We start from the raw sequence: 23955 nt of genomic DNA on the forward strand, positions 1-23955 counted from the left end.
GTTTTAAATTTATGTTGGGAATGGATTGAGGAGGTAACGTAGATTCATGGAAAAAAACGGAAAGACATTTTATATAACTACTCCAATTTACTATCCAAGTGGCAATTTACACATTGGACATGCTTATTCAACAGTTGCAGGTGATGCAATTGCTCGTTATAAAAGGATGCGCGGATATGAAGTCATGTATCTGACAGGTACAGATGAACATGGTCAGAAGATCCAGCAAAAGGCAGAAGAAAAAGGCATGACGCCACAGGAATATGTGGATGATATTGTAAGTGGCATTCAAGACCTCTGGAAGAAATTAAAAATATCCAATGATGATTTTATTCGAACCACGGAAGAAAGACATAAAAAAGTTGTTGCAAAAATATTTGATCAGCTTCTTAAACAAGGAGATATTTACCTTGACCAGTATGAAGGATGGTACTGTACTTCATGTGAATCCTTTTTTACGGAACGCCAGTTAAATGACGGTCATTGCCCGGATTGTGGTGGCCCGGTGGATAAGGTGAAAGAAGAATCTTATTTCTTTAAGATGAGTAAATATGTTGATCGTCTTGTTCAGTTTTATGATGAGCATCCAGAGTTTATTCAACCGGAAAGTCGTAAAAATGAAATGCTGAACAACTTCATAAAACCAGGCTTGGAGGATTTGGCCGTATCAAGAACTACCTTTGATTGGGGAATAAAAGTGCCAGGTGATCCAAAGCATGTCATTTATGTATGGATCGACGCTTTAACGAATTACATCACTGCATTAGGCTACGGTTCGGAGGATGAATCAAAGTATAAGAAATTCTGGCCTGCAGACGTACATTTAATGAGTAAAGAAATTGTACGCTTCCATACAATTTACTGGCCGATTATGTTAATGGCATTGGATTTACCTTTACCTAAAAAGGTATTTGCTCATGGTTGGATTTTGATGAAGGACGGTAAAATGTCTAAATCAAAAGGAAATGTAGTGGATCCGGTAAAACTAACTGATCGCTATGGCCTTGATGCTTTACGTTATTATTTATTACGAGAAGTTCCATTTGGATCTGATGGTGTATTTACACCAGAAGGATTCGTAGAACGTACGAATTATGATTTGGCAAATGATCTTGGAAATCTTCTAAATCGTACAATTGCGATGATTGAGAAGTATTTTGATGGACAAATACCTGCATATAAGGCTTCTGAAACAGCTGTTGATGAAGCTCTAGAAGCTTTTACAAAGGAATCCGTTGAAAAAGTAGAGGAAGCAATGGAAAATATGCAATTCTCTGTTGCATTATCCTCCTTATGGCAAATGATTAGCCGGACCAATAAATATATTGATGAAACAGAGCCATGGGTTTTGGCAAAAGATGAGTCCAATAAGGAGAGACTTGGTAACGTAATGGCACATTTAGCCGAGTCACTAAGAAAAGCAGCAGTTATGCTTCAGCCATTTTTAACAGAGTCACCTACAGAGATCTTCAGACAGTTGAATATTACAGAAGAAGCCTTAAAAGAATGGGATAGTGTCTATACAGATGGCCAAATTAAAGCAGGCACACGTGTTCAAAAAGGTGAGCCAATCTTCCCAAGGTTAGAAGTGGAAAAGGAAGTACAAATAATTAAGCAAATGATGCAAAAACCACCAGTGCAGGAAGAGAAGAAACCTGTAAAAGAAGAAAGTGGAAGCAAAGAGCTTATCGAGTTTGATGACTTTATGAAAGTAGATATGCGTGTTGCTGAAATAATTCAGGCAGATAAAGTTAAAAAAGCAGATAAACTATTAAAGCTACAGCTGGATGTAGGAACGGAAAAACGTCAAGTAGTTTCTGGAATCGCTAAATATTATGAGCCTGAGGATATAATCGGAAAAAAGGTAATTTGTATAACAAACCTTAAACCAGTTAAACTGCGTGGCGAGATGTCAGAAGGAATGATCCTTTGTGGAGAAGACGCAGATGGAGGGCTTGTTCTGACAGCAGTTGATGAAACTTTACCTAATGGATCTGTAATTAAATAAAAGAAATATAATGAGGGGAAGGTCAATCAATGATTGGCCTTTTCCATTTTACGCAGGTTATATACAAGGAGGAATTTCATGCTATTTGATACACATGTTCATTTAAATGCGAGGCAATTTGAAGAGGACCGGACAGATACGATTCAGCGGGCGTTTGATGCAGGGGTACAGCACATGGTTGTGGTAGGTTTTGATAGAGAGACGATACCCTTAGCTATTGAAATAGCAGAGGATTATGACACCATATATGCAGCTGTAGGCTGGCATCCGGTAGATGCAATTGACATGACGGATGAAGATTTACAATGGATTGAAGAATTATCCTCTCACCCTAAAGTAGTAGCTATTGGGGAAATGGGATTGGATTATCATTGGGATAAATCACCTGCTAATATCCAAAAGGATGTATTCCGTAAGCAAATCCAATTAGCCAAAAAAGTAAATATGCCAATTATTATTCATAACAGGGAAGCTACGGAGGATATAGTAAAAATATTGCAAGAGGAAAATGCAAAAGAAGTGGGAGGAATCATGCATTGTTATAATGATTCCGTTGATTATGTACAAGCCTGCTTGGATATGAACTTCTACATTTCATTAGGTGGCCCGGTAACATTTAAAAATGCCCCTCTACCAAAGGAAGTTGCGGCACAGGTGCCGTTAGATCGGTTGTTAATCGAAACAGATGCCCCATTTTTAGCACCACATCCAAATCGTGGAAAGAGAAACGAGCCAGCTTATGTAAAACTTGTGGCAGAAAAAATTGCTGAAATTAGGGGGATATCTTTCGAGGAAGTTGGTAAAATAACGACAGAAAATGCAAGGAATCTTTTTAAGATCAATTCATAAGGATTGCAAAATTCACAAGGAGAAAATCCTTCCCTTTTTAACAAATTATGAAAAAAGGACTATTTTTTTTAGAGATCAGATGAATAATCTGGTCTTTTTTGTTACAAAGGAGGAAAATCATGGGATATTGTCCTGCCAATGTTTTCCCACACTTTTGTTACATAAATGTAATATAGACAACCTGATGTAATTTAAATGTAAACCAACCGTAAACGGAAAAGCTTTGACTTTGCATATAACTGTTAATATAATCAAAATGCGTTAAAGGGAGGCAGGAGCATGCGAATCTTTTCAAAGCTGATGCCGGCGTCTAAAATGAAGCTGGTAATTTCAAGTATTGGTGTTTTGGCACTTGTCGTTTTTTCAGGTTTCGTACTATTTGAAGCATCGAAGGCAGAAGTAATAGTAATAGATAACGGAGAAAAGCAAACAGTAAAAACACATGCGGATACAGTAAAAGGGTTACTGGCAGAGGCTGGAATAAGTGTAGGAGAACATGATGAATTATCACATGAACAGGATACACCTATCGAAGCTGGTATGGAAATCGATTATAAGACAGCAAACAAGGTTATTATAAGCATTGATGGAGAAGAAAAGGAATATTACACTACAAAATCTACTATCAAAGAATTCCTCGCAGAGAATAATCTTGAATTTACAGATCATGATGCAATCTCACATAAAAGCAGTGAAGCAATTCAAGATGGACTACATATTGATGTGAAAAAAGCCTACCAAATTACAATCAAAGATGGAAAAAAAGACAAAAAGAGCTGGACTACAGGCGGATCGGTAAAGGATCTGCTAGCAGAAGCAAATATAGATTATGATGATGATGATAAAATTGAACCAGGTCTTGATAAACAAGTAGATAAAGATATGACTATTAAAGTTATTGATGTAGAGAAAGTAACCGATGAGGTAACAGAGTCAATTGCTTTTGAAACAGAGAAAAAAAATGACAGTTCATTGGCTAAGGGCAAGGAAAAAGTTATTTCTCAAGGGGAGAATGGAGCGGTAGTTAAGAAATACAAAGTGATCAAGGAAAACGGAAAAGAAGTAAAACGTGAATTAATTGATGAAAAAGTAACAAAAGAGAGTCAAAAGCATATTGTTGCGGTTGGTACAAAAGCCCCTCAGCCTAAAGCACAGGCGAAGGAGAAGGCAAATGTAGTTACTCTATCCAGTGAAAAGCCTAAGTCTAGTAAGAAGTCTGAGCCATCAGAAAAAAAATCTGGTGGAAAAGTTTACACAATGAGTGCAAGTGCTTATACAGCAAGCTGCTCTGGTTGTTCTGGTTATACAACTACAGGGATTAATTTAAATGCCAATCCAAACAAAAAAGTAATTGCTGTAGACCCAAGTGTTATCCCGTTAGGCTCCCGAGTATGGGTAGAGGGATATGGAGAAGCAATTGCAGGTGATACAGGTGGACATATTGTAGGAAATCGTATTGATATCCATGTACCAACGAAAAGCGCCGCCTACAGCTGGGGACGAAGAACAGTTCAGGTAAAGGTTCTTGATTAACAATGCATTAATTATAAGTTCATAAAATAAAGGAAAAAATACTCTTATCATGATATCATGATAAGAGTATTCTTTATTCTACTATGATTAAACGGTAATTTAAATGTTAAAGAAATTCATAATATAGATAAGCTGCGAACTAACTTGGTAGTTCTTTAAACGGCCGTTTCGAAAAATAAATCACTAAAATTAACTTAATAACACCGCTACGGAAAAACACTGCGCTTTTCGGGGGCGGCTGATGAACCTCGGGCCAACATGATGTTGGTCATGAAAGCGTTGCGACAATGGGGTTTGGTGGGGCGAGTATGCGCAGCCCCAAATGTTTTCGGTGGGACGAGTTTACGAAGTCCCAGGACGTCGCGTCTTTAGCCTTCCAGCCCCTATACGCGTTGCGGGGTCTCATCGAGGCCTCTCCTCCCACAGGACAAGGAAAGCTTCGTCAGCAGGGCATCGCACGAAGAAAATGTGTATTTTCATTTTCGAGGAGTCTCCATATTTCCCCTTCGCTACTATTTACTATTATATCTAGGAATAAAAATTGCGTTCACCTACACCCGGAATGTGCTTTGTACAAATTGATTGGAGCGGAAGGGGGGCGACTCCTACCGGAATAGCATGAGCTGAAGACCCTGGACGGAGCGTAGCGGAGGAAGCGGCTGAAGCCATGCCGGTGGAAAGCGTCCCCCCTGAAGTGGAAATCAATGGGGTTATCCGCTTCTACCATGGCTTAATACTTATAAAAGATTTCTCCAGTTCGCATTTTACTCCAGCTGTGTAAAGGTAAAGCAATCATAAATTTAATTTAATAGAGAAAGAGGAAAAAGATTGAAGATAAAAGAAGTAATTGTTGTAGAAGGAAGAGATGATACAACAAGAATCCAACAAGCTGTTCATGCTGATACAATTGAAACCAATGGATCAGCTATTAACAAAGAAATTATAAAAAGGATTAAGCATGCAAAAGATAAAAGAGGTATTATTATCTTTACAGATCCGGATTATCCTGGTGAACGTATTCGCCATATTATTGATCAAGCAGTTCCAGGATGCAAGCATGCTTTTCTGACACAAGATAATGCACGAGCAAAACATCCACAAAATAAAAGCCTTGGTATCGAGCACGCAACCAATGAAGCAATTCAAAATGCTTTGCTTGGCGTTTATGAATTGGCGGAAGAGAAAACGAGTGAGATAACAAAAGAAGATCTCGTTTATTATGGCCTACTTGGCGGCAATAAAGCGAGCAAGCGTAGAGAAAAAATTGGAGAACTGCTTCATATCGGTCACACAAATGGAAAACAACTACTTAAGCGGCTTACCATGTTTGAGATAACAAAGCAACAGTTCGAACAAGCTATAAATCAGATACAGCAGGAGGAAAATAAGGATGTCTAAAAAGTTTATCGCGACCCCTTCTCGTACAAAGGAAATTTTATCCACCTACTCTTTTCACTTTAAAAAAAGCTTGGGACAGAACTTTCTTGTGGATGCTAATATTCTGGAAAATATCTTGAAGCAAGCAGGAATTGATAAGGGAGCAGGAGCAATAGAGATCGGCCCAGGTATTGGTGCATTAACAGAGCAGTTAGCCATACATGCTGATAAAGTGCTCGCATTTGAAATTGATCAGCGTTTATTACCCATTCTAAATAGCACCCTAAGTGATTATAATAATGTAACAATTATACATCAAGATATTCTTAAAGCAGATGTAAGAACTTCAATAGAAGAGTACTTTCATCCCGATCAGCCTGTGCATCTCGTAGCAAATTTACCATACTATATAACAACACCGATACTTATGAAGCTACTAATGGAAAAACTTCCTGTAGCAAGCTTTACAGTTATGATCCAAAAAGAAGTAGCAGAACGGATGGCTGCACAGCCGAATAGTAAAAGTTATGGATCCTTAACGATTGCTATTCAATATTATACAAATGCAAAAGTGGTAATGAATGTCCCAAAACAAGTATTTATGCCTCAGCCAAACGTTGATTCCGCAATTCTGCGTTTAGTTACAAGGGAAGAACCACCAGTAGAGGTAGATGATGAAGATTTCTTTTTTACCCTTGTTCAAGCTTGTTTTGCACAAAGAAGAAAGACATTAAGAAATAATTTACTAAGTCATTTTAAACATGATTATAATAAAGAGGAAATCTCACTCCTTCTTGAAGAAATAGCGATTGACGGCACGAGAAGAGGGGAATCCCTCAGCATGGAGGAATTTGCTCGAATGGCAAATGCGTTTTATCGGAATAGAAAATAGTAAGAGAGCTATTGTGCCTGCCACAATAGCTTTTTTAATATAGTAAACAATCATAAATCCACATCCATATAGGCGTTTTAGCTTTTTTGCCTTTCTGCAGCTTCGTAAAAATATTCTTTTTTAGCACAATATCCAGGTTCCCTAATGGCACAGATAGCTAATTGCTTTCATAGCCTATAGAAGTAATATTTTGTCTTGAAGGGCTGTGGGGTGAATGTATGAGCTTTTCAAAAGGAGAATTAGTAACACGAATATCTTATAAGCATGATCTTTTATTTCGTGTTGCTTCTATACACCAGGAGAAGGTGAAATTACACGGAGAGGATTTTCGCCTGGAAGCAGATGCTCCAGCAAAAGATTTGGTAAAGGTTGAGGGAAGAGAACTTGAAAAAAGACGAAAAAAAGAAATAGAAAAAGAAGAGTTCTCCTATCGGTTATTTCGCCAGGATTACAAGCTAATGAAGGAAAAACGCGATTACCAGTCAACAGACGGTTATAAATACGAGGAAAGCTATTTTCAACTGCCTGCAAAGGTACTTCACTTGGATGGGGACCAAACCTATCTGAAAAAGTGTATTGAGCTATACCAACGTATGGGACTGCATATTCATGGTGTCCATGTTCATGAAAAGGATATGCCTCATCAAATTGGGGATTTAGTTAAAAAAATACAACCAGATATAATTGTTATAACAGGACATGATTCGTATTCGGAGAATAAAGGAGCAAAAAGAGACCTCCATGCATATAGGCACTCCAAGTACTTTACAGAAGCTGTAAGGGAAGCGAGGAATATTAATCCACACATGGACCAATTAATAATTTTTGCAGGGGCTTGCCAATCACACTTCGAATCGCTTATTCGTGCGGGTGCCAATTTTGCCAGTTCACCATTAAGGGTGAATATTCATGCCTTGGACCCAGTATATGTAGCAGCCAGAATAGCGTATACACCATTTATGGAGAAGGTCAATGTATGGGAAACCTTGCGTAATACATTAACTGGCACAAAAGGAATGGGCGGGGTGGAAACAAGAGGTATCCTTCGAACTGGGCTTCCATATATAGACGACAATCTGGAAAATTACTAACTTTTATGCAGACAAAAAGGGAGGAAAGAACGACCTCTTTGTCTGCATTTTATAATTTTGACAAAAAAGGATACATAATTTGTTAACATTTACAAATAATATTAGAAATAGACAAATATTATTGTTGACAAGAAAAAAGGTATCTTGTTATAATATAAAGTTTTATTTGACTATAATACATGCCTGTGCTATAATTAAATCAGTGAGGTGGATTGTATTGGCTAAAACATTAATCGAAATTAAGCAAGGTCTTGAAGGTCACGTTGGAAAGCGTTTAACACTTAAAGCGAACGGTGGTCGCAGAAAAACGATCGAGCGATCGGGTGTACTTGCTGAAACCTACCCTTCAGTATTTATTGTTGAACTGGACCAAGAAGAAAATGCATTCGAGCGTGTTTCATACAGCTACGCAGATGTTCTAACGGAAACCGTAGAGTTAAGTTTTTTAGATGAAAGAACAATAGCAACAATCCTTGAGCAGTGAACAATTTTGTTTACTGCTTTTTGTATGACTTTTTAACGTATAAAATGTGAGAAATTCTGGTTTTTGTTCTTATCGAGGAACGGCCAGATCCGACGCACAGGGCGTTCCAGTGTCGAAGGACGGAGCGAGTTTAGCCTGTCCCCTTCCTTGCAAGGCGCTGAGTCTTTTTTATTTATTTCCTTTTTTACAAGTATCTGCCTGAGTTAATTCTCCATAAACACATAAACTATAAGTGTCGTAAGGTAACTCATTAATTAAAGGGGGTTGTTCTTTCATGGCTAGACGAAGAGGGATTATGTCAGACCACTTGAAAGAAGAAATTGCTAAAGAGTTAGGATTTTACGACACGGTACAGCAGGAAGGTTGGGGAGGCATTAGGGCAAGGGATGCCGGTAACATGGTAAAGAGGGCTATTGAAATGGCTGAGCAAAATATGCAGCAGAAGGGCAAATCCGAATAGGGTTTGCTCTTTTTAAAGAAGAGAAATATATGTACTTTTAATTAAGTTAAGTGATGAAGTGTGCTAGGAGTGAAGATAGAAATACATCTGTTTCGCCTATCATTAAGCAGTCGCTTTCATGTTTATTAATATGTTACAATTTGAATATCTATATACAAGAAGGTGACGGTGATGGCACTTTTTGAAAATGCCCCTGCAAAAATAAACTTATCCCTTGATGTATTAAGTAAAAGAGAAGATGGTTATCATAATGTGGAAATGATTATGACAACGATCGACTTGTCAGATAGGGTGATGTTGTCTGAAATCGCTGAAGACCGGATTGAGGTTGCATTGGAGAGCAGATATGTACCGAGTGATGAACGAAATTTAGCATATAAGGCTGCAAAAGTCTTCAAGGATACATATCGTATTCGTAAGGGAGTTCGGATTAATATTGAAAAATCGATTCCTGTATCAGCTGGTCTTGGTGGAGGAAGTACAGATGCGGCAGCTGTATTAAGAGGGCTAAATCGGCTTTGGTCATTAAATATCCCGACAGAGAAATTGCAGGAAATGGGTGACATGATTGGTACGGATGTGCCCTTTTGTGTTCAAGGTAAAACAGCGATTGCTACAGGTAGGGGAGAAAAGATAGAAAGACTTCCTTCGCCCCCACCTGGCTGGGTTGTTTTAGCAAAGCCGGACATTGGAGTATCTTCGCGAACAATTTTTCAGCGTATTGACATGAAGGAAATCTCCCATCCGAATACAAGTCAAATACTTAGAGCTTTAAACAGTGGAGATTTTCAATTGATGTGTGACTATATTGGCAATTCATTGGAAGCCATAACAATGAATTTACATCCAGAGGTTCTACGCATAAAAAAAGCAATGGTACAGGCGGGAGCGTCTGGTGTTCTAATGAGTGGCAGTGGCCCCACCGTGTACGGCTTAGTGGAGCATCACAGTAAAGCCAGAAGGATTTATAATAGTATGTGTGGTTTTTGTGACGAGGTATACCTTGTACGACTGCTAGGCTAGCTATTGCTAAAAAACATATAATAATGATATATTAATTGGTAAATATTCGGTTTTGAGGTGTAGAAATGAAAAGAAGTAATCGGTTGGTTGCATTGACGAATTTTTTCGTTGAAAATCCAAGAAAACATACACAATTTCCTTATTTTGTGGACCTTTTAAATACAACAAAAGCTTCAATCAGTGAGGATATGGATATCATTGACAGTGTGTTCCAAAGTGAAGGGCTCGGGTTTCTTAAGCGAACAACAGGCGCTGCTGGAGGAGTAATGTTTATCCCTGAATCCTCTAAGCAAAAGAACATGCAATTTATTGATACATTGTGTAAGGAATTGGAGGACCCAATACGTATTCTGCCAGGTGGGTATCTTTATATGAGTGATCTGCTTGGTGACCCTAAAATGGTGAGAGAAATAGGCAGGATTTTTGCATCTGCTTTTTCACATTTAAATATTGATGTCGTTGTTACCGTAGCTACAAAGGGAATTCCTCTTGCATACGCCGTTGCTTCCTTCCTTGATGTACCTGTAGTTATTGTACGACGCGATCCTAAGGTTACAGAAGGCTCTTCTGTAAGTATTAATTATGTATCTGGATCATCAAGAAAGATTCAAACAATGGTCTTGCCGAAAAGAAGCCTTTGGGAAGGTGCTAATGTATGTATCATTGATGATTTTATGAAAGCCGGAGGCACAATTAATGGGATTGTAAATCTTTTAGATGAATTTAATGCTAATGTTACCTCTATTGGTGTGTTAGCAGAAGCTGATGATGAGGAAGAAGAGCGTGTCGTTGAAGATTATACATCTCTTGTTAAGATATCCAATGTAAATATTAAAGAGAAAAGTATAGAAGTCCATGCAGGTAATCTGATTAAATAGGCCCTACTGCAAATGTTGGGATAAAACGTTATCGCGTACATTCGTAGTAGGAGGGAACTGCGACGTAGTGCGGCAACAATGAACAACGGAGCGGTGATAATCCGCCGAAGAGCAAGTAAATCGGCAGGAGAGCAAGATAATCCTCCGGAGAGCAAATAAATCGGCAGGAGAGCAAGATAATCCGCCGATGACATTCGCAAACTAGCCATATTTTGTTCATTATACGTTATTTTCCGAAACGGCTGTTTACAGTACTACCAAGTTACGTCGCAGTTTATTTATTTTTCGATTCATTGAGTGATTCCGATATGTTAGAAATAGTTGCGTGGTATTTTTTATAGTTTTATTTAAAGGTTGCGCTTGCGATTTTCATAGTACTTTCACCTTAGGAAAAAGTATTTATAAGCTCTTTTTTCTTTCGCTTTAAAATTATTTTATAAATATTTTATTTTTTTTAATAATTAAGCAGGAATTTCTTTTCTTTTGTTGAACTATTTAAATAAGTTCAAAAGGGAAAAGGTGGTGAAACATCATGGAAGTAACTGACGTAAGATTACGCCGCGTTAATACAGAGGGAAGAATGCGAGCAATTGCATCTATTACATTGGATCAGGAATTTGTGGTACATGACATTCGTGTAATTGATGGGAATAATGGTTTATTTGTGGCCATGCCATCAAAGCGTACCCCAGATGGAGAATTTAGGGATATTGCTCATCCTATTAATTCAGGGACTCGTTCCAAGATTCAGGATGCTGTATTAGAAGAATACCGCCGTGCAGGAGAAGAAGAAGCTGAAGCTGAGGCACAATATGAAGAAGCTGGTGCTTCCTAAATTTTACCTGTAATTCAACAAGAGGTCTAATCTACATAAGGTTAGCCTTCTTTTTTTTGTTCTAACAAGAGGCTAATAATTGGTAAAAATTACTTATTGTCAAAACTTCCCCCTTATCTGCTATTATCTATTGAAATTCGACGTTTTTTAAGATATATTCATAATGGATAAAAAGGAAGGATGGAGGTTTCCTAATGACTAACCGCTATGCTGTGATTCTCGCAGCCGGACAAGGAACTAGAATGAAATCCAAGCTTTATAAAGTGTTACATCCTGTAATGGGACGCCCCATGGTACAGCATGTAATTGATCAAATAAAAACAGTAGAATTAGATAAATTGGTTACAATTGTTGGATTTGGTGCAGAGAAGGTAGCAGAATATATCGGTAAGGACAGTGAACTCGTTATCCAGGAAGAACAATTGGGAACGGGTCATGCTGTGTTGCAGGCAGAAGATCTTCTAAGAGATAAAGAAGGAACGACCATCGTTGTATGTGGTGATACACCATTAATTACAAGCGAAACTTACCAGGCGCTATTTAATCACCATGAACAGACGGGTGCCAAAGCAACCATTTTAACGGCGGATGCTTCAGACCCAACTGGGTATGGAAGAGTTATACGTAATGATAGAAATGAAGTCGAGCGAATCGTAGAACATAAAGATGCGTCAGAAAAAGAGCTAAGCGTAACTGAAATAAACACAGGTACATATTGTTTTGATAATAAAGCATTATTTCAAGCGCTTCAACACGTATCAAATGATAATTCCCAAGGAGAATATTATCTGCCGGATGTAATTGAAATTCTGCGCAATCAATCTGAAAAGGTTACTGCCTTCCTAACGCCGGTGTTTGAAGAAACATTAGGTGTAAACGATCGTGTTGCACTTGCACAGGCAGAGAAGGTTATGAAAAAACGTGTGAATGAAAAACACATGCGTAATGGGGTCTCCATTATTGATCCAGACAACACCTATATTCAACCAGATGTTGTTATTGAACAGGATGCAATTATTCACCCCGGTTGTGTAATTAAGGGAAATACGATAATTAAAACTGATGCAGAGATAGGCCCACATAGTGAAATAAATAACTGTGAAATTGGAGAAAGTACAGTTATAAAGCAAAGTGTCGCTACAGATAGTAAGATTGGGTCACGTGTAAATATAGGGCCATTTGCTCACATTAGACCAGCTTCTGAAATTGGTGATGAAGCGAAAATTGGTAACTTTGTAGAAATCAAGAAAACAAAGCTGGATAACCAAAGTAAAGTATCCCATTTAAGCTACATTGGAGATGCAGAGGTAGGAAGCAATGTGAACATCGGTTGTGGTACAATTACAGTGAACTATGATGGAAAAAATAAATATTTGACCACTATTGAAGATGATGCATTTATTGGTTGTAATTCCAATTTAATAGCACCAGTAACCATTGGCAAAGGTTCTTATGTTGCTGCAGGCTCCACCATTACAAAAGATGTACCAGGAGATTCCTTATCAATAGCAAGAGCCAGACAGACGAATAAAGAAGGATATGCTTCAAGAATAAAGAACCGACAAAAAGACTAACGGAGGGTAATACAATGGCATCAACATATAAAGACGCATCATTAAAGGTGTTCTCTTTAAATTCAAACGTTAAATTAGCAGAACAGATTGCAGATCATATAGGAACTCGCTTAGGTAAATGTTCCGTTAAACGATTCAGCGATGGAGAAGTACAAATTAATATTGAAGAAAGCATTCGTGGTTGTGATGTTTATGTTGTTCAATCAACATGTGCTCCAGTAAATGAGCATATTATGGAACTACTCATCATGATTGATGCGTTGAAGCGTGCTTCTGCAAGATCCATAAATATTGTTATGCCTTATTATGGATATGCCCGTCAGGATAGAAAGGCCCGTTCAAGGGAGCCTATTACTGCTAAACTTGTGGCGGATTTATTAGAAACAGCTGGAGCGAGCCGTGTTATCACGTTGGACTTGCATGCCCCGCAAATTCAAGGGTTCTTTAATGTGCCAATTGACCATTTACAGGGTGTGCCTATTTTGTCGGATTACTTTGAAGCAAAAAAACTAGATGATATTATCGTTGTTTCACCAGATCATGGAGGAGTTACGCGTGCCCGGAAAATGGCTGATCGTCTAAAGGCTCCAATTGGAATTATCGATAAACGCCGTCCACGTCCAAATGTAGCCGAAATTATGAATATTATTGGAAATATTGAAGGGAAAACAGCAATCCTTATTGATGATATTATTGATACAGCTGGAACAATTACACTTGCTGCGAACGCTTTAGTGGAGAATGGAGCTAAAGAAGTGTATGCTTGTTGTACACACCCTGTTTTATCCGGACCTGCTTTAGAGAGAATTGATCAATCTGAGATTAAGGAGCTTGTGATTACAAACTCTATTCCTCAAACAGAAGATAGACAGAGTGATAAAATTACGGAGCTTTCTGTTGCGCCATTGATTGGTGAGGCAATTATCCGTGTACATGAACTTCAGTCAGTAAGCATTCTTTTTGACTAGATGTTTAGAAAGTAGATTTTATGGGTAATCTCTAAATGGATTGTTTTTTGAATTACTGCATGATCGCACATAATCAATAAAGAGAGAAAACTTATATTAGTTTTTTTAAAATTTTGGAGGGTGATACAGATGGCAGTTAAGTTAAAGGCTACAAAACGAGAAGATCTTACAAAATCAACAACTAAGCAAATTAGAAATGAAGGAAGAGTACCTGCAGTAATTTATGGCAAAGCTAAGGATGCACAATCCATTTCCGTTGATAGTGTCGAACTGGTTAAGACAGTGAGAGACGAAGGAAGAAACGCGATCATTTCATTAAATATTGAGAATGATAAGCCAGTAGATGTGATGTTACATGAGTATCAAATCGATCCACTTCGTGATGAGCTTGTACATGCAGATTTTTACATTGTTAATATGTCTGAAGAAATGGATGTGGAAGTGCCTCTTCGTTTAGAAGGAGAAGCACAAGGCTCTAAAGATGGAGGAGTATTACAGCAACCATTGTATGAATTACAAGTTCGCGCTAAACCAGGTGATATTCCGGAAGAAATTGTGGTGGATATTTCCGAATTAGCTATTGGTGATACGATTGCTATAGCTGACTTGCCGAAAGCATCCAACTACGAGTTCCTTGAAGATGAAGATACAACAATTGCAACGGTGCTGCCACCAGATACATTAGATGATGTTGAAGAGGCTCCAGATGAAAATAATGAGCCTGAATTGGTAGATGCTGACGCAGAAGATAAAGAATAAAAGGATATCTACAACAATCCCTCCTTTCATCAGGAGGGATTGTTGTATTGACTTTCATATAAAGGAAGAAGAACAATGAAATGTATTGTAGGTCTGGGTAATCCCGGAAGAAAGTATAAGGAAACACGTCATAACATCGGGTTCATGGTAATTGATGAATTAGTAAAACGCAATAATTGGGAACTTGATAAATCAAAGTTTAATGGGAAATACGCGATGGAAAGAGTGGACGGAGAGAAAATCATCTTGCTCCAGCCACAAACGTTTATGAATCTTTCAGGAGAGTCACTTCGGCCATTAATGGATTTTTACCAGATTGATGTGGAAGATATATTGGTTATTTATGACGACTTGGACTTACCAACAGGGAAAATCCGTTTAAGACAAAAGGGCGGACATGGTGGCCACAATGGGATTAGATCGCTTATTGATCATTTAGGTACGAAAGAGTTTAAGCGGATCCGAATCGGAGTGGGAAGGCCTGTTAAGCCAATACCCGTAGTAGACTATGTCTTGGGTAAGTTTCCAAAAGAGGAACAGGACGATGTTGCAGCTAGTATCACAAAATCAGCAGACGCATGCGAAGCTTGGCTGAAAAGTCCGTTTTTAGAAGTAATGAATGAATACAATAATTGATGGTTACATAGACTAATTTTAATTGAATGCATGGAACAACCAAAGTATAAATAAAATCTCTTTCGGTTAAACTGATGATGACATCAAGACATATCCATAGGAGGTTTTTATATGGCGGTTGTCTATAAGTGCAGGCACTGTGGTCATAAAATTGGTGAATTACATCAGCATGTTGTCGATACATCCATGTTAGGATTTGATCAACTAACAGTGAAGGAAAAAGAAGAAATGATACATTATCAGGATAATGGGGATATATTAATCCAAGCAATTTGCGAAGATTGTGAGGAGACATTGGGACGTCACCCGAGTTATCATGAATTGGATTTTTTTATTCAATAAAGCATAGGCAGGAACAGCTTTGGTATTGCACCAAGGCGTTTTTGCGCTTATTTGCAACAGTGTAGGTGGGGGTTTAGGAATGAAGGGTATAAATTCATATTTAGAATCAAAAGAAGATATAAAGTCCATTCTCGATGGAATAACTAGTGGAATGGAAGAACAGCTTATTGCCGGGTTGTCCGGTTCTGCAAGAAGCTTACTGGTTTCATCAATTAACGATTCGCTTGATAAACCAATTCTTCTTGTTACACATCAATTGGTACAAGCTCAGCAGCTCTATGATGACTTAGCTGAATTTGTCAGTGAGGATCACGTACATCTTTACCCTGTAAATGAATTAATTGCATCAGAAATTGCCATCGCTAGTCCAGAGCTAAGAAGTCAGCGGATTGAGTCACTGACAGCTTGGGCAGCAAAGAAATCGGGTATTTTAATAGCACCTGTAGCAGCACTAAAAAGAATCTTGCCGCCACCTGAGTATTGGGAAAAGTATCAATTGAACTTTATGTTTGGCGAAGAAATTGATATAGAACAATACCTATTTTCTCTAGTTGACATGGGCTATGAACGTGCTTCCATGGTAACCAGCCCAGGAGAATTCAGTCGGCGGGGTGGCATTATTGATATATATCCAATAACAGAGGAACATCCAATACGTATAGAATTATTTGATGAAGAAATAGATTCTATACGCTATTTTGATGCCGAGACACAGCGTTCACTTGATAAATTAAACCAGGTAATGGTCGGTCCTGCTACTGAGCTTTTGCTAACACAAAGTGACATGTTAGCCGGTGGCGAAAGAGTGGAGGAAGCTTTAGCAGAGACATTAAAAAAGATGACTTCCCCTCATGCAAAAGAAACATTAGTGGAAGTGATCGAGCATGATACAGAGCGACTGAAAAATTTGGAACATTTTCAAGAAATGTATAAATATATTGGCTATTTCTATGAAAAGCCTGCTAGCTTACTAGATTATTTACCAAAGAACGGGCTGATCATTTTTGATGAGATGAGCAGAATTCAAGAGACTGCTACAAACCTTGATACAGAGGAAGCAGAATGGTATAGCAGTCTGCTGGAATCCAACCAAATGGTGAAAAACAGTTATTTTTCATTTGATTGGCAACATGTTTGGGGACAAATTTATCATCAACGTCTGTATATGTCTATCTTTTTAAGGCATATTCCAAATACACAGCCACAAAATATAATTAATCTATCCACGCGCGTGATGCAGGAGTTTCATGGGCAGATGCCTTTATTGAAAAATGAATTACACCGTTGGGAGAAAGGTGATTTTTCAGTAGTAGTATTGGCGCCAAATGAAAAGCGTGCTGAAAAAATCCAATCTATTTTTGCGGATTATGATATGGAAGCAGTGGTTACGAAAGAGCTTGAGCTACCTGTTGATAAACCAACGATTGCTGTTGGGAATATTTCTAATGGTATTGAATTCCCTATGCATAAATTGGCGGTAATTACAGAAAATGAATTGTTCAAAAAAAGGACAAAACGAAAGCGAAAACAACAAAAAATCTCTAATGCAGAGCGTATTAAGAGTTATCAGGAATTAAAAGTTGGTGATTATGTTGTTCATGCCAACCATGGGATAGGTAAATACCTTGGCATCGAAACATTGGAAGTAAGCGATTTGCATAAGGATTATATGTTGATCAAGTATTCCGGGGATGACAAGCTATTTGTTCCTATTGATCAAATAGATCAGGTACAAAAATTTGTTGGTTCAGAAGGCAAAGAACCAAAGCTTTATAAACTTGGCGGTAGTGAATGGACAAAAGTAAAGCGTAAAGTCCAGTCTTCCGTAGAGGACATTGCTGATGATTTAATTAAGCTATATGCAGAAAGAGAAGCGAAGAAAGGATACGCCTTTTCTGAGGACACGGAAATGCAACGGGAGTTTGAGGCTTCCTTTCCATATCAGGAGACAGAGGATCAGCTTCGGTGTATTGAAGAAATTAAGCAGGATATGGAAAGAGAGCGGCCGATGGACCGTTTGTTATGTGGAGATGTTGGCTATGGTAAAACCGAAGTTGCTATTCGTGCAGCCTTTAAAGCAATAGCAGATGGGAAGCAGGTTGCCATTTTAGTTCCTACTACCATTTTGGCTCAACAGCATTACGAAACAATGCTCGAACGGTTTCAGGACCATGCAATTAATGTTGGTCTCCTAAGCAGATTTAGAACAAGAAAGCAACAAACAGAGACGATAAAGGGATTGGGCAAGGGGACTGTGGATGTAATTGTTGGTACCCATCGGATCCTTTCTAAAGATGTAGAATATCGTGATCTTGGTTTACTTATCGTGGACGAAGAGCAGCGTTTTGGAGTAAAGCATAAAGAAAAAATAAAACAGTTAAAGACAAATGTAGATGTATTGACCCTTACAGCTACACCAATTCCGAGAACCTTACATATGTCCATGCTAGGGGTAAGAGATTTATCAGTTATTGAAACACCCCCAGAAAATCGCTTTCCTATCCAAACATATGTAATGGAGTACAATCCTATTTTAATTCGGGAATCCATTGAAAGAGAAATGGCAAGAGGAGGGCAAGTTTTCTTCCTTTATAATCGTGTAGAGAATATTGATAAGGTTGCTCGAGACCTTGGTGTTTTGGTTGAGGATGCGAGAATTGCTGTGGCACATGGCCAAATGAATGAAACAGAGCTGGAAAGTATTATATTTGCCTTCTTAGCTGGTGAATATGATGTATTAGTAAGTACAACAATAATTGAAACCGGAGTAGATATTCCAAATGTAAACACGCTAATAGTAAATGATGCTGATCGCATGGGATTAAGCCAATTGTATCAATTAAGAGGAAGAGTAGGTAGATCTAATCGAGTAGCTTACGCCTATTTTACGTATCAAAAAGATAAGGTTCTTACTGAAGTAGCCGAAAAACGTCTACAAGCGATTAAAGAATTTACAGAGCTTGGTTCCGGATTCAAAATTGCCATGCGTGATCTTTCTATACGTGGTACAGGGAATCTTTTAGGCTCCCAGCAACACGGATTTATTGACTCTGTTGGTTTTGATATGTATTCTCAAATGCTTAAGGATGCCATTGATGCTCGCAAGGCAGGTAAAGATGTGGAAGATATTAAACCATTTGAACCTGAGTTATTACTAAGTATTGATGCATATATTCCAGATACGTATATACGGGATGAAAAACAAAAAATTGAGATTTACAAGCAATTTCAAACCATTTCATCTTCACAAGATACGGATGAATTAAAAGATGAATTAATTGATCGTTTTGGTGATTATCCTGAAGAGGTGGGAAATCTATTTACCGTTTCTTCTCTAAAGATGTATGCCAAAAAAGAAAAGGCAGAATCGATCAGCGAAAAGAAAAACAAATTAGAAATTATTATGGATGAAAATCGCAGCCAGGAGATTGATGGGTCTAAATTATTTGAACTTGCTAATACATTTGGACGTGGTATACAGCTTGGGACAGAGGATAAAAAGCTGAAATTTGTTTATCAATGGACGAAGGACACGAAACATAATCGATATGAATTAATTGGCGATTTTATACAAAAACTAAGTACGGTGAATAGAGATGAATAAGCTTCTGTGATTATAGCGGCGTGCTTACAAATTGAAATATCGGTAACTTGCAGAATCATTTAATTCAAAAAAATGGAATGAAATGTATAGTTATCTTAAGTTAATCCATACTAAAAAAACAGCTGGTGATTTTTAAATATCAAGATAATTTATGGAAGATCTAAATAAGCAAAAAATCACTAAGAAATGCATCAAAGAAAGCGAGGCAGCTAACGAATGAAAGCAACAGGAATTGTTCGACGTATTGATGATTTAGGGAGAGTAGTGGTCCCAAAAGAGATTAGAAGAACTTTACGTATCCGTGAAGGAGATCCTTTGGAAATATTTGTAGACAGAGAAGGAGAAGTTATTTTAAAGAAGTATTCTCCGATTAATGAGCTAGGTAATTTTGCAAAAGAATATGCAGAGGCTTTATTTGATTCTTTGCAATCTCCTGTGTTTATCTGTGATCGTGATGAAATAATTGCAGTAGCAGGTGAATCAAAAAAGGACTATTTGAACAAGAATATTAGTAAACAACTTACCAAGATTATTGAAGATAGGAATCAGACTTTTGTTACAGATGCTAGCACTCTTGAACTTGTCGAAGGTAATGAGGAAGAAGTGAACTCTTATTGTATTAGTCCTATCATTGCTAATGGAGACCCAATTGGATGTGTAATGATTGTTTCAAAAGATGGCGATAAAATAACAAATGTAGAGCAAAAATCAATTGAAACTGCTGCGGGATTCTTGGCAAGACAAATGGAATAATACTTATATAAGAAGCAAAAAACAGTACGAGCTGTTTTTTGCTTCTTTTTTTTGCTAAAAAAAAGTTCTAATATATATGTTGGGGTTATTCAATGAATCGCAAAATGAGTAAGCTCTGTAGTAACTTGTTGTATAGAACAAAGGCTATGTAGAAGGTGAGTTGTTTATCCTCCCATCATTTACAATAGAAAAGAAACAGAGTAATGTTCGTACTCGGCATCACGTGGGCTGGACAACTATGCTATAATAATTCCACATTGTAATTTTAAAAAGGACGTTATTTATGGGCGTGAATGAAACAAATAAACTCGTCAAAAGTGCTTTGTTACTAACGGCGGGAGGACTTATTAGTAAGGTGCTAAGTGCTGGCTATCGCATTCCATTACAAAATCTGACTGGCGATATCGGTTTTTATATCTATCAACAAATTTATCCTATTTTAGGAATTGCTCTTATGCTTTCTTTATATGGCTTCCCTTCAGCAATTTCCAAAATGGCAGTGGAATGGAAGCAAACAGGAAAGAAGTTAACTTTTAAAACCTTTCATTTGCCCATCCTATTCATCCTATTATGTATAAATGGCTCAATGTTTTTATTTTTATTACTTAACGCTGATTTGCTGGCGGCTTGGGTGGGTGATGAACGGCTTGCAGGCATCTATCGTTTTGGTGCCTTTACCTTTTTAGTTATTCCTTTTACTGCTTTGCTTCGTGGCATGTTTCAGAGTAATCATTCCATGAAACCGGTTGCCTTCTCTCAAATAGGAGAACAGCTGGTTAGGGTATGTATTATTGTAGGAGCAGCTGTCATCATATCAACTCAGCAGAACGATTTGTATAACATCGGACAGGCAGCTGTTTGGGCAGCTATATTGGGTTCCATTACTGCACTGTTTATTTTAATTTTGTATTCTGATAAACAAATAAAAAGACAAGAAGATACATTTGCTATTCCATGGAATTATTATGTAAGCACATTACTGATTTTGGGGTTGGCTGCAACATTAAATCACATGGTATTACTAGTTATTCAATTTGCTGACACGTTTACATTACTTCCCAGCTTAATTGGATATGGCCTCGACAAGCAAACCGCAATGGAAGCAAAGGGTGTATTTGATCGAGGACAGCCACTAATTCAGCTCGGTATCGTACTAGGTTCCTCCTTTGCTTTGGCTTTACTCCCATCTATCTCCCGAAAGCGGCTGGAGGAAGACCCGCAAACTTTTTATTTTTATATACGAGGGGCTTTAAAATTCAGTTTTTATTTAGCTGTAGGAGCTTCTCTTGGATTAATTATTATTTTTAAAGAAGTGAATGAACTGCTATTTCAGAACACGCAAGGTACAGGTTATCTGCAAATCCTTGTTTCTGCTATTGTTTTTGCATCTATTGCTATTACCGCATCTTCTATACTTCAAGGCCTCGGTTATGTAAAGCGCACAGCTGGATTTATTTTAATTGCTTTCTTCATAAAGTGGATCGCTAATCAAATTCTCGTGCCGTTGGTAGGAATATCGGGTGCAGCAGTAGCTACTATTATCAGCTTGATAACCCTGAGTATTATTGTATCAATGGAATTACGAAGGAAGGTCCCTGGATTACATTTTTATCAACATATTAAATGGAAGACGCTTATTGGTGCAGCCGGTATAATGATTATTTATTTAGTGATAGGGAATTTTGTTATATCTTTCATTGATGATATATCGCGGTGGCAGCTGCTGGTTTACGTATTGTTCATCTCTTTTACAGGCGGAGCCCTATATATTTTTTGCATGATAAGATGGAAGGCATTTACTTTAAAAGAATTACGCATGCTACCAGCATCAGGCATATTTACGAGGATTTATAAGGAGTGAAATAAATATGAGTAAGATTGAAATTATTGGATTAGGAGCTGGAGATATCGATCAGTTACCTCTCGGGCTCTATAAGAAATTAGTTAATCAAAAAAACATGGTATATACCCGTACAAAAGACCACCCTGTGATTCGATCTCTTGAAGAGGAAGGAGTTCTGTTTACCTCTTTTGACTCGATGTATGAAGAAGAAGCTAATTTTGGTGATGTATATGAGCGTATTGTCGAAAGCTTAATTGAGAAGGCAAGAAAGGAATCAATTATATACGCCGTCCCAGGGCATCCAATGCTTGCCGAAAAGACAGTTCAGCTATTGTTAGATCAAAAAGAGGTTGAAGTAGACATCCTTGGGGGACAAAGTTATCTTGATGATTTATTTACTACATTACAAATTGATCCCATCGAAGGCTTCCAATTTGTAGATGGGACATCCTTTAAACGCAATCAGCTGAATTATCACAATCATATTATATTTTGCCAGGTGTATGATCGATTTATTGCTTCTGAGGTAAAGCTTGCTTTATTAGAAGATTTACCACCAGAATTTGAAATAAAAGTAGTAGATGCTGCTGGAAGTGAACAGGAATCTATCCGTACAATGCTATTAGAGGAATTGGATCATTCCATGGAAATAAGCAATTTAACAAGCATATATATACCACCAGCTCCAGAAACTCTGCTTCAACATACATTTTCCCGACTAAAAGAGGTTATAGCCATATTGAGGGGGCCTGAAGGTTGTCCATGGGATAGAGAACAAACACATGAATCCTTGCGGGAATACGCCGTGGAAGAGGTTTATGAACTAATAGAAGCAATTGATAAACAAGATGATGAGAATATCGTTGAAGAGCTTGGTGATATGTTGCTGCAAGTGATGCTTCATAGTCAAATTGGTGAGGATGAAGGATTCTTTACTGTAGATGATGTAATTCGTTCGATTACAACAAAAATGATCCATCGGCATCCACATGTCTTTGCAGACGTCTCTGTAGATTCAGTTGATCAAGTTTATAAAAATTGGGATGAATTAAAACGAGAGGAAAAAGGGGAGGCGCGAACCTCCTTGTTAGATGGAGTACCTAATCATCTTCCATCCTTGGCAAAAGCATATAAATTACAAAAGAAGGCTGCCAAAGTAGGGTTTAACTGGGACAATGCAGACGATATTTGGGACAAGTTAAATGAAGAAATAGACGAAGTAAAAGAGGCCATTCAATCCGGAAACGAGGAAGAAATGGAAAAAGAGTTTGGAGATGTCCTGTTTGTTCTGGCAAATTTAACACGGTATTATAAGCTTAACCCGGAAATTGCTTTGAATCGGTCTAACCAAAAGTTTTATTCTCGTTTTCAATTTATTGAAAGACAGATTCAAGAGAAGAACCTTGATATTAATCAGGTGTCATTAGAAAAGATGGATTATTTTTGGAATTTGGCTAAAGAGAGGGAGTAGGAAAATATGAGATTAGATAAATTTTTAAAGATTTCCAGACTGATTAAACGTCGTACATTGGCAAAGGAAGTTGCAGATCAAGGTAGAATTACCATTAATGGGAATCAAGCAAAAGCTTCTTCCACTGTTGCTGTAGGGGATGAGCTAATGATAAAATTCGGTCAGAAGTTGGTTACCATTGAAGTTACAGCTCTTCGAGAAACTGTAAAAAAGGATGAAGCTGAGACTTTGTATAAGGTAATAAAAGAGGAAAAAAAGGACGAATAAAAAAGAGCGAGGCTTGGGACAAAAGAATTTTATACATTGAAAATCCGAACCGATTCGTACTACTAATGAATCGTGGTTCGGATTTCTTTTTCAATAAATTAGCGGAGGAAAAACGCGCAGACTCCTGGGACTGCGGTTACTCGTCCCACCGAAAACCATTGTGGGAGAAAAAGCCTAGGTAAGACCTCGGAGTGCTTAGCACGAGGAGGCTTAGCAGCGCCCACGGAAAGCGAAGCGTTTTTCCGGAGCGGGGCTCCCACACTTTTAGAATGTTCGTCTTTATAACAGCGTTATTTAGTTATGTCCTA

The 23955-nt window shown here is 37.9% G+C and carries 21 protein-coding genes; all 21 read left to right on the forward strand.

Annotated features, from left to right (window positions below; all coding sequences use genetic code 11):
- Positions 1–46: 46 nt before the first annotated feature.
- The 21 genes from metG (at position 47) to BME96_RS00390 (ending at position 23647) form a co-directional block, all read left to right on the forward strand.
- Positions 47–2008, forward strand: coding sequence for a methionine--tRNA ligase (gene metG, locus BME96_RS00285; protein WP_071648003.1), 1962 nt, complete (start codon positions 47–49; stop codon positions 2006–2008).
- A 78-nt stretch (positions 2009–2086) separates the two neighbouring features.
- Positions 2087–2857 (forward strand): TatD family hydrolase, encoded by a 771-nt coding sequence (locus BME96_RS00290; protein ID WP_019376380.1) that lies wholly within the window; start codon positions 2087–2089, stop codon positions 2855–2857.
- 279 nt (positions 2858–3136) lie between these two features.
- Positions 3137–4390 (forward strand): resuscitation-promoting factor, encoded by a 1254-nt coding sequence (locus BME96_RS00295; protein ID WP_071648004.1) that lies wholly within the window; start codon positions 3137–3139, stop codon positions 4388–4390.
- Positions 4391–5218: 828 nt separating this feature from the next.
- Positions 5219–5788 (forward strand): ribonuclease M5, encoded by a 570-nt coding sequence (gene rnmV / locus BME96_RS00305; protein ID WP_019376378.1) that lies wholly within the window; start codon positions 5219–5221, stop codon positions 5786–5788.
- Positions 5781–6659 carry a 16S rRNA (adenine(1518)-N(6)/adenine(1519)-N(6))-dimethyltransferase RsmA gene (gene rsmA / locus BME96_RS00310; protein ID WP_071648006.1) on the forward strand — a complete coding sequence of 293 codons (879 nt, stop codon included), beginning with the start codon at positions 5781–5783 and terminating at the stop codon, positions 6657–6659. Before rnmV ends, rsmA begins: the two co-directional genes overlap by 8 nt.
- A gap of 218 nt (positions 6660–6877) precedes the next feature.
- Entirely contained in the window at positions 6878–7750 is an 873-nt protein-coding gene (gene yabG, locus BME96_RS00315) for a sporulation peptidase YabG (RefSeq protein WP_019376376.1), read from the forward strand.
- 217 nt (positions 7751–7967) lie between these two features.
- Positions 7968–8234 carry a biofilm formation stimulator Veg gene (gene veg / locus BME96_RS00320; RefSeq protein WP_019376375.1) on the forward strand — a complete coding sequence of 89 codons (267 nt, stop codon included), beginning with the start codon at positions 7968–7970 and terminating at the stop codon, positions 8232–8234.
- Positions 8235–8508: 274 nt separating this feature from the next.
- Positions 8509–8694, forward strand: a complete 186-nt coding sequence (locus tag BME96_RS00325; RefSeq protein ID WP_019376374.1) for a small, acid-soluble spore protein, alpha/beta type — start codon at positions 8509–8511, stop codon at positions 8692–8694.
- Between the two features lie 171 nt (positions 8695–8865).
- Entirely contained in the window at positions 8866–9717 is an 852-nt protein-coding gene (gene ispE, locus BME96_RS00330) for a 4-(cytidine 5'-diphospho)-2-C-methyl-D-erythritol kinase (RefSeq protein ID WP_071648007.1), read from the forward strand.
- A 65-nt stretch (positions 9718–9782) separates the two neighbouring features.
- Entirely contained in the window at positions 9783–10595 is an 813-nt protein-coding gene (purR, locus tag BME96_RS00335) for a pur operon repressor (RefSeq protein ID WP_019376372.1), read from the forward strand.
- A gap of 532 nt (positions 10596–11127) precedes the next feature.
- Positions 11128–11430, forward strand: coding sequence for a septation regulator SpoVG (spoVG, locus tag BME96_RS00340; protein WP_019376371.1), 303 nt, complete (start codon positions 11128–11130; stop codon positions 11428–11430).
- 194 nt (positions 11431–11624) lie between these two features.
- Positions 11625–13004: a bifunctional UDP-N-acetylglucosamine diphosphorylase/glucosamine-1-phosphate N-acetyltransferase GlmU gene (gene glmU / locus BME96_RS00345; protein ID WP_071648008.1), complete on the forward strand. Its 1380-nt coding sequence runs from the start codon at positions 11625–11627 to the stop codon at positions 13002–13004.
- 14 nt (positions 13005–13018) lie between these two features.
- Positions 13019–13972: a ribose-phosphate diphosphokinase gene (locus tag BME96_RS00350; RefSeq protein WP_071648009.1), complete on the forward strand. Its 954-nt coding sequence runs from the start codon at positions 13019–13021 to the stop codon at positions 13970–13972.
- Between the two features lie 129 nt (positions 13973–14101).
- On the forward strand, positions 14102–14731 hold the full coding sequence (locus BME96_RS00355; RefSeq protein WP_019376368.1) for a 50S ribosomal protein L25/general stress protein Ctc: 630 nt from the start codon (positions 14102–14104) through the stop codon (positions 14729–14731).
- 75 nt (positions 14732–14806) lie between these two features.
- Entirely contained in the window at positions 14807–15367 is a 561-nt protein-coding gene (gene pth, locus BME96_RS00360; protein ID WP_019376367.1) for an aminoacyl-tRNA hydrolase, read from the forward strand.
- A gap of 111 nt (positions 15368–15478) precedes the next feature.
- The gene (locus BME96_RS00365; protein ID WP_019376366.1) at positions 15479–15709 is read left to right on the forward strand and encodes an anti-sigma-F factor Fin; all 231 of its coding nucleotides are present in this window, start codon (positions 15479–15481) and stop codon (positions 15707–15709) included.
- Between the two features lie 79 nt (positions 15710–15788).
- Positions 15789–19313, forward strand: coding sequence for a transcription-repair coupling factor (gene mfd / locus BME96_RS00370; protein WP_071648010.1), 3525 nt, complete (start codon positions 15789–15791; stop codon positions 19311–19313).
- Between the two features lie 216 nt (positions 19314–19529).
- On the forward strand, positions 19530–20066 hold the full coding sequence (gene spoVT, locus BME96_RS00375; RefSeq protein ID WP_019376364.1) for a stage V sporulation protein T: 537 nt from the start codon (positions 19530–19532) through the stop codon (positions 20064–20066).
- A gap of 283 nt (positions 20067–20349) precedes the next feature.
- Positions 20350–21927 carry a putative polysaccharide biosynthesis protein gene (locus BME96_RS00380; protein ID WP_071648011.1) on the forward strand — a complete coding sequence of 526 codons (1578 nt, stop codon included), beginning with the start codon at positions 20350–20352 and terminating at the stop codon, positions 21925–21927.
- A 7-nt stretch (positions 21928–21934) separates the two neighbouring features.
- Positions 21935–23380 carry a bifunctional methyltransferase/pyrophosphohydrolase YabN gene (yabN, locus tag BME96_RS00385; protein WP_071648012.1) on the forward strand — a complete coding sequence of 482 codons (1446 nt, stop codon included), beginning with the start codon at positions 21935–21937 and terminating at the stop codon, positions 23378–23380.
- Between the two features lie 6 nt (positions 23381–23386).
- Positions 23387–23647, forward strand: coding sequence for an RNA-binding S4 domain-containing protein (locus tag BME96_RS00390; protein ID WP_060681017.1), 261 nt, complete (start codon positions 23387–23389; stop codon positions 23645–23647).
- Positions 23648–23955 lie beyond the last annotated feature (308 nt).

It is taken from the genome of Virgibacillus halodenitrificans (genome assembly GCF_001878675.1).
In the GTDB taxonomy this organism is placed as follows: domain Bacteria; phylum Bacillota; class Bacilli; order Bacillales; family Amphibacillaceae; genus Virgibacillus_Q; species Virgibacillus_Q halodenitrificans.